Genomic DNA, 9,246 nt, shown 5'->3' on the forward strand with positions numbered 1-9,246 from the left:
CTCCGACGCGCTCGAGCGGCGTCGGGCCGGGCTGCGCCAAGTCACTCAGTTTCTGATCCCCGATCGGTGTGTAGACACTGCTTTCGCCGAACAATTCCTTGGTCACGACAAAAACGTGGCCGTCGGGGTCTAGCAGTATCGACTCGGTGTCGTGCGCACCGTCCGGGTACGTGAGGCGGTGCAACGTACCGTCACCGGAATCGAGGTCCATCGTGATGAACGCCACTGTTTCGCGGGTCCGGAGGTTGTCACCGGTGTCCGACAGAACGAGCGTTCGCCCACTCACCGCAAGATCTTCGACGTCGTAAGGATCTATCGGGACCGGAATCTGTTTCTGGACAACACAGTTCAGGTCCATTTCGAATACGAAGTCGTCACTGCCGCCGTCGCCCATCGCGTAGATCCGATCGTCGACGACGACCATCCCCGACAACTCCTGGAGCGCAGGATCGGTAGGCGTACAGAGTGGGGCGAACTCGCTCGGTTCGAACGACGACGCCTGTGCGAGCGCTCCGGGAAGCAGTGCGGTTGCCGTAGTCGCAGCAATCACCGCGACCACGGCCCCGAAACTACGCACTAGGTGCGTACTCGACCAATGCCGAGGCCAACATCTGTGGCACGCGTGCGTGCACCCGCGTGCCGGCCTCTTCGTGAGTCGATTCCAAAATTGTTCCGTCCGAGTGGATTCGAGCCATCAAGTCACCGCGCGTGTACGGCACCAGCACGTCGACCTCGACCTCCGGCCGAACCAGCACCTCGCTGAGATGTGCTCGTAGTTCGGCGATTCCCTCACCCGTACGCGCCGAGACGAACACGGCACCAGGCAACAGACCACGCAGTTGCGTCAACGTAACCGGATCTGCCGCGTCGATCTTGTTGACCACGATCAACTCCGGCGGAGCCTTCGAATCCGTCTCGCGCAGAACATCGGTGACGACTTCCCGCACAGCCTTGATCTGTTCTGTCGGCAACGGATCCGAACCGTCGACGACGTGCAGCAGCAGATCCGCGTCGGTTACTTCCTCGAGAGTCGAGCGGAATGCCTCGACCAACTGAGTCGGCAGGTGTCGCACGAAGCCGACCGTGTCGGTGAGTACGTACTCGCGGCCGTCGTCGAGTGCTGCGCGGCGAGTGGTCGGGTCCAAGGTGGCGAACAACGCGTTCTCCACGAGCACACCCGATCCGGTGAGCGAATTGAGCAGACTCGATTTGCCCGCGTTGGTGTATCCGACGATGGCGATCGACGGGATGTCGCTCTGCAGTCGACGTGTGCGCTTGGTGTCGCGAGCGGCCTTCATGCCCTTGATCTCGCGGCGTAGTTTTGCCATGCGCTCACGAATACGACGGCGGTCCGTCTCGATTTTCGTTTCACCGGGACCACGCAGACCCACACCGCCGTTACTGCCGGCACGGCCACCGGCCTGGCGCGACATCGACTCGCCCCAACCACGCAGACGCGGGAGCATGTACTCCATCTGAGCAAAAGCGACCTGCGCCTTACCCTCACGCGAAGTGGCGTGCTGAGCAAAGATGTCGAGAATCAGAGCTGTCCGGTCGATGACCTTGACCTTGACGATCTTCTCCAGCGCCGTGAGCTGCGCCGGCGTCAGCTCACCGTCGCAGACGACGGTGTCGGCACCGGTCGCCAGCACAACTTCGCGCAGTTCCTGCGCCTTGCCGGAACCGATGTAGGTGGCAGCGTCAGGTTTGTCGCGACGCTGAACCAGTCCTTCGAGGACCTCGGAGCCGGCCGTCTCGGCAAGTGCGGCCAACTCGGTCATGCTCGCCTCGGCCTGCTCGGCAGTTCCCTGCGTCCAGACGCCGACCAGGACAACTCTTTCGAGTCGAAGCTGGCGGTACTCGACTTCGGTGACGTCCTCGAGCTCGGTCGACAGACCGGCCACGCGGCGCAGGGCGCCGCGATCTGCGAGTTGCATCTCACCGGTCGACGGGTTGCCCGATGCGGACGCTGCCGTGTATTCGGCTTGCGCGTACTCGGACTGCTCGTGAGCGGTGGACTCTTCGTTTTCATGTGTGTTCGTCATACAAGATCCATGGTCCCACGAAACCTGGCCACGGTGCATCCGTATTTCCTGCAGGCGTATTTCCCGCGGGCGATATCACACAAGCGATTGCCACCAGGCATCGCTGATCGTCCCGTTCGCCACCAGAACCGAGGGCCCCCGCAACGACCCTTTGCCGCCTTCGACGGTGACCTGCACCTCGCCACCGAGCACGCGCACCAGTACCGAGCCTTCATCGCGGCCGTCGTACCTCAGCGCCGCGGCCGCCGCTGCGACCGTTCCGGTTCCGCAGGAACGAGTCTCGCCCACACCACGCTCGTGTACGCGCATGTGGACCCCACCGTCGTGGATCGGCGTCACGATCTCGATGTTGACCCCGTGCGGGAAGAACCCGGGATCGAAGCCCGGAGAAACACTCAAATCGAGCGCACTCAAAACTTCTGCCGTCACGTGCTCGTCGACACACGCCAAATGCGGATTACCGACGTCGATCCCGACGCCGGCGAAGACGCGGCCGTCGATTGTTGCCGAGCTGGTGCCGAGGTCCTTGATCGGGCCCATCGCCACGGTCACGTCACCATGCGTGGCGTCGTAGCCGTGCACCACGACCGGACGCGCTCCGGCGCGGCTGCCGACCACGAACTCGTCCTTGCTCTCCAAGCCCGAGGCCTTGAGATAGTGGGCGAATACGCGAACGCCGTTTCCGCACATCTCGGCGATGGAGCCGTCGCTGTTGCGGTAGTCCATGAACCAGTCTTCGGCAGCGACGCCGTCGGGCAGCGCACCGAGCACGCCCGCGTCCGCAAGTGCGCCTGCCCGGGCGACACGAAGGATGCCGTCGGCGCCGAGGCCACGCTGACGATCACACAACGCTGAAACTCGCGCCGACTCGAGATCGATCCGAACGTCGAGGTCAGGGAGAACAACGAAGTCGTTCTGCGTGCCGTGGCCCTTACTGAAATCCATGGTCGCCATCCTATCCGGACCTACCGAGCGACTTACGCAGGTGACGCGGTGACCACGACGTTCTGTTCGTACGTGAAGCCGGACGGCAACGAGGGGTCGGGCACGGTTGCGCCGCCGCAGGTCACCAGGACAAGCCTGGGCGCACCGGATTCGGAGAAGAACTCCGCAGGCAAAGCCACCTTTTCGTACAACTTCAGGCTCGCTGCGTGATAGGTGAACATCGTTCCGGTGTCGTCACTGACATAGATCGGTGTTCCAGGCTTCATCTGGTGCAGCCCCCACAAGGCGCCGTGCGTGCGGTCACCGTCGTCGACGTGGCCGGCAACAAGATTGGTACCCTCCGAAGATCCGAACTGCACGCCGTTGGTGAAATGCGAAACCTTGTCAGGATGCGGAAGGATCATTCCGCGGTTGGCGCCGAACCCACTGGTCACGATGTCGGCTCGCACATCCAGATCGGGAATCGCGAGCGTGTTCGGCGGCAGATCCGTTGGCGCAGGCGCCCACGTCGCCCCTGGATCGGTTGGGGCTCCCACATCGAAGGGCGCTTCGGGAACAGGTGCGCTGATGGGCTTCCCGGCCGCACTCACCGCAAAGTAGATCAGTACCCCGCCGACCGTGAGAAATGTGACGAGCAGAAGAACCAGCGGTAGCCGACCCGCGCGTCGACGTTTCGGATGCGCGTGCGCCGCGGTCTGCGCCATGCTCGTTGACCTCCAGTTCATCGCTCGCGAAACCGATCGATCGCGAAATAGCTAACTGTAAGATAGCTGATCCGCTCGATCGTGTTACAGACCGCGATCTGCGAGCGCCGCGAAGGCGGAGTTGGGCAGCTCCGGATCGGCACCGTCGAGCCAGTGCACGCGTGCGTCACGACGGAACCATGATCGTTGTCGGCGAACATAGCGCCGTGTCCCGATGAACGTCCGTTCGAGTGCTTCGGCCAGATCGTATTCACCGTCGAAATGTGCGAGCACCTGTGCGTAGCCGATGGCTCGCGGCGCGGTGACGCCATCACGCAATCCTTGCTCGACGAGCACGGCAACTTCGTCGACAAGTCCGTCTGAAAACATCAGCTCTGTTCGCAACCGAATCCGGGCGTCGAGTTCTTCCGTATCCCGATCCACGCCGAGAATGCGGGTTCCCCATCGAGGGTCACCGATCTGCGGCGCCGAGGCCGCGAACGGCAGACCTGTCAGCTCGACGACCTCGAGCGCCCGAACCATCCGCCGACCGTCCGTCGGCAGTATCGACGCCGCTGCTACCGGATCAGCAGCAACAAGCGCCGTATGCACCGCACCGACCCCTCCTTCGGCGAGCACCGCCTCCCACTTCGCACGAACCTCGGGATCGGTTGCCGGAAAGGACCATTCGTCGAGCAAAGACTGGACGTACATCATGGATCCGCCGACGATCACCGGAACCTTGCCCGCCGCGATCAGATCCTCGGCGATCGCGATCGCGTCGCTTTGATAACGCGCGACGGTGGCGGTCTCCTTCACATCGAGAACGTCGAGCAGGTGATGCGGAATCCCACGGCGCTCGGCCGGTGTCAGTTTGGCGGTCCCGATATCCATGCCGCGATAGAGCTGCATCGCGTCGATGTTGATGATTTCACCGCCGAATTCCTCGGCCAGTGCCAACGCGAGATCGGACTTTCCCGACGCTGTCGGACCGACAACTGCGATCGGGCGAAGTTCTTCAGGGACGTTCACGGCCGCCACGTCCCGACGTGGTAACCGACGCCGAACGGCGCATCGCTGTAGTCGACCGTCGCGCGAGGATGGGCCGACCGAGACGAGCACGTAAAGACACCGGCCAGGACCTGCCACGCCGCGCGCCCCTGGGCTCCGACACTGCGGCAGAGCCGCGGATCGAGAGCAAGCAGCGCCTCCGGGTCCCCGGCCGTCAGGGCGTCGTCGATGGCCGACTGCACACCCGCGGCGCGCTCGTCGAAGCTTCCTGGCGCCTTTGCCGTCAGCGTGGACGCACCGTCAGCAACGATCAGAAGCCCTTGCGGTCGGTTGTCGCTGTCGAGTTGCTTGCGCAGCTGCTGCCCGAATTCACGACATTCATTCGCCGACGCCTTTGCACTGACGACGTACATGTCGACGGTTATCTCCACGTCTGTTCGGCCACGCAACCAGCCGGCAACAAGGGCGCACAGTTCGAGAGATGGCACCGGTTCGCCTGCCGCATCCGCGTCCAGTGACGTCCGGACATCGGCGCCGAATCCAGCGAACGTACCGATCTGCCCACGTCCGACGCCCGATCGCCAGAGTTCGCCTGCTGCTTTCTCGGGTTCTGCATTCTCGGGGCCGACACCGACGCCCACCCAGTGCACCGCCTCGTGAGCGAGCCGGCTCACGGCGGTTGTCGCTGCAGCACGCACCTGAGCGGACTCGGCCGAATCACCGGACAATTCCGGCACGAGTAACGGCGCCGAGGGGACGAGAACAGCGGAAGTCAACACAGTTGCCACGCTAGTCGACCCCGAGGTGGCGACCTCACACCCTCTTACCTGATTCAATAGTCGGAGAACGTGAGTACCGGGTTCAATGGAACCAGGAATGCGATCAGGCAGCCGTGACGCGCGGCAGAGACGAGGACCGATGACCGAGAACAGTGAACCCACCACCGGCGCCGACAGCAGTTCGGCCAGCCCGAGCCCGGCAGCACCCAAACCCGGCGCTCCCAAACCTGGTGGACCACGCCCCGGTGCGCCCCGCCCCGGAGCACCTCGCCCCGGACCAGCAGCCTCGCATGCCGTCACCGCCGCACCGGCCAGCGACCCGAGCAAGTTCGGACGCGTCGAGGAAGACGGAACCGCCTGGGTGAAGACCGCTGACGGTGAACGTCAGATCGGTTCGTGGCAGGCCGGCGACGCCACCGAGGGCCTCGCCCATTTCGGTCGTCGCTACGACGACCTCGCGACCGAGGTCTCGCTACTCGAGGCGCGACTGACGTCGGGCGCCGGAGACGCCAAGAAGACCAAGGCTGCCGCCATCGCTCTGTCCGAATCCCTCTCGACCGCTGCAGTGATCGGTGACCTCGACGCTTTGGCTCGCCGACTCGACGTGATCGTTGCCGGTTCCGACGAGGCCGCAGCGCACGCGAAGGAAGAGAAGGAACAGTCGCGCGCGGCAAGCACCGCCCGCAAGGAGGCCCTCGCAGTCGAGGCCGAGCAGATCGGCTCGGAGTCGACCCAGTGGAAGACCGCGGGTGATCGACTGCGCGAGATTCTCGACGAGTGGAAGACGATTCGCGGAATCGACCGCAAGGTCGACGACGCACTGTGGAAGCGTTACTCGAAGGCTCGTGAGTCCTTCAACCGACGACGTGGAGCCCACTTCGCCGAACTCGACCGGGATCGTGCGAGCGCCCGTTCGACGAAGGAAGAACTGGTCGAGCGCGCCGAGAAGCTGTCGACCTCCACTGAATGGGGACAGACCGCCGGGGAATTCCGCGATCTGCTCAGCGAGTGGAAGGCTGCCGGCCGCGCACCGCGCGAGGCCGACGACAACCTGTGGAAGCGCTTCAAGGGCGCTCAGGATGTGTTCTTCGCCGCGCGCAACGCTGCTGCATCCGAGCGCGATGCCGAATTCGAGCAGAACGCGGTTGCAAAGGAGGAGCTGCTCGCTGCCAATGCGAACATCGATCCGGCACACGGACTCGAGAACGCCCGCGCAGCGCTTCGCGACCTGCAGGAGAAGTGGGACGCGATCGGCAAGGTGCCGCGCGACCGAATGCAGGAACTCGAAGCGAAGCTCCGGGCCATCGAAACCAAGGTGCGCGACGCGGTCGACGCCGAGTGGCGTCGCACCGATCCGGAAGCACTTGCCCGGGTCGCGCAGTTCAAGGAGCGGGTGAGCCAGTTCGAGGAGCAGGCCGCCAAGGCTCAGGCTGCCGGCAAGACAAAGGACGCCGAGAAGGCTCTCGCTCAGGCCAAGCAGTGGCGTGAGTGGGCCGAAGCTGCCGAAAGCGCCGTCAACGAGTAATCGACGACGAGCTGTAAAGACAACAAAAACGCCGGCTGACTCCGAAAGGAGTTAGCCGGCGTTGTCTTGTGCTTTGGACGGACGGCCTGCTGTGTCAGCCGACGTTCCATTCCTGATGCTTCTCGGCTTCGGCCGCAGCGATCCGGCGTTGCTCCTCGGCAGCGAGCTGAATGTTGGTTCGTGTCCAGACCACCTTGAGCCAATGGAACGTCAAGAACACGACGGCAAACCATCCGATGATCAGCCCGATCGACGGTCCTGCCACATTGAAACCGGCGGGAATGGTCTGACGCGACCAGACGGCCATCATGCCGAGAGCGCTCGCCACGGCACTGCCGGCGAGTGCGACCCAGGCCAGACTCCAACGCCGCGTGACCAGCGCGAGCATCGAGAATCCGATGCCGAAGATGACGACGAACCACACGAACAAGCGTGAGAACAGTGCAATCCGTTCGGTTTCCGCGTCCTGGTTGTACGCGAGCACATCCCAGCCGTTCGCAACTCCCGCATGTGGCAGTGCAAGGGTGCCGACCAGCACGAGCACCGCAACCGCGACAACCATGGCGCGCACACCCGGATCGATTTCTCCCGCGACCTTGCGTTCCGCGTCGTCGAGATCCTTGCGGTAGCCCTCGAAGGCGTCGTCGCCCGGCTGTGGTGTCGTGTTCTCGTGTTGCGAGGTCATGCGTTGCATCCCATCTGGACGGGTTGTGGGGCCGGGGCACCGATCTTCGGTAGTCCGAGACCTACGCCGATGGGCGGGGTCTTGGGTGTGATGCCCTTTTCGAACGAATCACCGGCGCGGGTCCGACGGTGCGTGAGCACTCCGTCATCTGCCACGAGGTGATGAGGGGCTCCGTGGGTGACGACGACCGTCACCACGTCACCGGGTCGGATTGTGCCGTCGAGGTTTCCCTCGGGGCGGAAATGCACCAGGCGACCGTCTCGCGCGCGACCACTGAGACGTTGAGTCGCCGCGTTCTTCCGACCCTCCCCCGCTGCCACCAAGAGTTCGACCTCGGTGCCGACGAGCTTGCGATTCTCCTCGATGTTCACTTCTTCCTGAACGGCGAGCAATCGCATGTAGCGTTCCTGGACAACCTCTTTGGGAAGCTGATCGGCCATCTCCGCCGCCGGCGTGCCCGGGCGCTTGGAGTACTGGAAGGTGTAGGCGTTGGAGAATCGCGCCTTACGCACGACGTCCAGCGTCTCCTCGAAATCCTCCTCCGTCTCCCCCGGGAACCCGACGATGATGTCCGTGGTGATGGCGGCGTGCGGCATTGCGGCGCGCACCTTCTCGATGATCCCGAGGTACTTCGACTTGCGGTACGAGCGCTTCATCGCTTTGAGAACCTTGTCCGAACCGGACTGCAACGGCATGTGCAGCTGCGGGCAGACGTTGGGAGTGGTTGCCATCGCTTCGATGACGTCGTCAGTGAATTCTGCCGGGTGCGGCGATGTGAACCTCACCCGTTCGAGGCCGTCGATGTGTCCACATGCCTTCAAGAGGGAGGCGAAGGCTCCGCGATCGCGCGGTTGTTCCGGATCGGCGAACGACACGCCGTAGGCATTGACGTTCTGTCCGAGCAGGGTTACTTCCGAGACACCCTCGTCGACGAGTGCCTGCACCTCGGCCAGAATGTCGCCGGGACGTCGATCCACTTCCTTGCCACGCAGGGCCGGAACGATGCAGAACGTGCACGTGTTGTTGCAGCCCACCGAGATGGAAACCCAACCTGCATAAGCAGATTCGCGCTTGGCTGGCAGTGTCGACGGAAACGCCTCGAGTGCGTCGAGGATTTCGACCTCGGCGCGCTGATTGTGACGCGCACGATCGAGCAGCGCGGGCAGCGAGCCGATGTTGTGAGTGCCGAAGACGACATCGACGAACGGCGCCTTCTTGACGACGGTGTCACGATCCTTCTGCGCCAGGCACCCGCCGACCGCGATCTGCATGTCGGGGTTCGCCTCCTTGTTCGGGGCGAGCTGGCTGAGGTTGCCGTACAACTTGTTGTCCGCGTTCTCGCGGACCGCACACGTGTTGAAGACGACAAGATCAGGATCGGTTCCGGTCTCCGCCTTCGAATACCCGGCGTCCTCGAGCAGACCGGACAGTCGCTCGGAATCGTGGACGTTCATCTGACAGCCGTACGTCCGCACCTCGTAGGTGCGAACAGACTTCGCAGTCGGCTCCGGAACTGCAGTCGGCTCCGGAAGTGCAGGGGACATTTCGTCGATCAGTGACACGCTTCAGCCTA

At 63.6% G+C, this 9,246-nt stretch carries 8 protein-coding genes and 1 pseudogene; 1 reads left to right on the forward strand and 8 read right to left on the reverse strand.

What is annotated here, in order from left to right; translation table 11 throughout:
• From RWT78_RS25045 to RWT78_RS25070, 6 genes and pseudogenes are all read right to left on the reverse strand, one after another.
• Positions 1–559, reverse strand: a pseudogene (locus RWT78_RS25045) (hypothetical protein); the annotation flags it as partial.
• 10 nt (positions 560–569) lie between these two features.
• Positions 570–2,045 carry a GTPase HflX gene (hflX, locus tag RWT78_RS25050; RefSeq protein WP_003942213.1) on the reverse strand — a complete coding sequence of 492 codons (1,476 nt, stop codon included), beginning with the start codon at positions 2,043–2,045 and terminating at the stop codon, positions 570–572.
• Positions 2,046–2,120: 75 nt separating this feature from the next.
• Positions 2,121–2,990: a diaminopimelate epimerase gene (gene dapF / locus RWT78_RS25055; protein WP_054188586.1), complete on the reverse strand. Its 870-nt coding sequence runs from the start codon at positions 2,988–2,990 to the stop codon at positions 2,121–2,123.
• Between the two features lie 32 nt (positions 2,991–3,022).
• A complete protein-coding gene (locus tag RWT78_RS25060; RefSeq protein ID WP_007735179.1) occupies positions 3,023–3,694 on the reverse strand; it encodes a class F sortase in 672 nt (223 codons plus the stop codon).
• A gap of 84 nt (positions 3,695–3,778) precedes the next feature.
• Positions 3,779–4,714 (reverse strand): tRNA (adenosine(37)-N6)-dimethylallyltransferase MiaA, encoded by a 936-nt coding sequence (miaA, locus tag RWT78_RS25065; protein WP_007735177.1) that lies wholly within the window; start codon positions 4,712–4,714, stop codon positions 3,779–3,781.
• Complete coding sequence (locus RWT78_RS25070) at positions 4,702–5,463, reverse strand: class III extradiol dioxygenase subunit B-like domain-containing protein (RefSeq protein WP_314681675.1); 762 nt, start codon at positions 5,461–5,463, stop codon at positions 4,702–4,704. The genes miaA and RWT78_RS25070 overlap by 13 nt, the downstream gene beginning before the upstream one ends.
• Before the next feature lie 139 nt (positions 5,464–5,602).
• On the opposite strand from RWT78_RS25070, the gene RWT78_RS25075 reads away from it, so the two are divergent.
• Positions 5,603–6,988, forward strand: a complete 1,386-nt coding sequence (locus tag RWT78_RS25075) for a DUF349 domain-containing protein (RefSeq protein WP_003942193.1) — start codon at positions 5,603–5,605, stop codon at positions 6,986–6,988.
• 94 nt (positions 6,989–7,082) lie between these two features.
• On the opposite strand, the gene RWT78_RS25080 is transcribed toward RWT78_RS25075, so the two are convergent.
• Together RWT78_RS25080 and miaB are read right to left on the reverse strand one after the other, a co-directional pair.
• Positions 7,083–7,673, reverse strand: coding sequence for a hypothetical protein (locus tag RWT78_RS25080; protein ID WP_003942155.1), 591 nt, complete (start codon positions 7,671–7,673; stop codon positions 7,083–7,085).
• Positions 7,670–9,217: a tRNA (N6-isopentenyl adenosine(37)-C2)-methylthiotransferase MiaB gene (gene miaB, locus RWT78_RS25085; protein WP_047271495.1), complete on the reverse strand. Its 1,548-nt coding sequence runs from the start codon at positions 9,215–9,217 to the stop codon at positions 7,670–7,672. Before miaB ends, RWT78_RS25080 begins: the two co-directional genes overlap by 4 nt.
• Between the last annotated feature and the right edge of the window lie 29 nt (positions 9,218–9,246).

It is taken from the genome of uncultured Rhodococcus sp. (genome assembly GCF_963525155.1).
GTDB lineage: Bacteria > Actinomycetota > Actinomycetes > Mycobacteriales > Mycobacteriaceae > Rhodococcus_F > Rhodococcus_F qingshengii.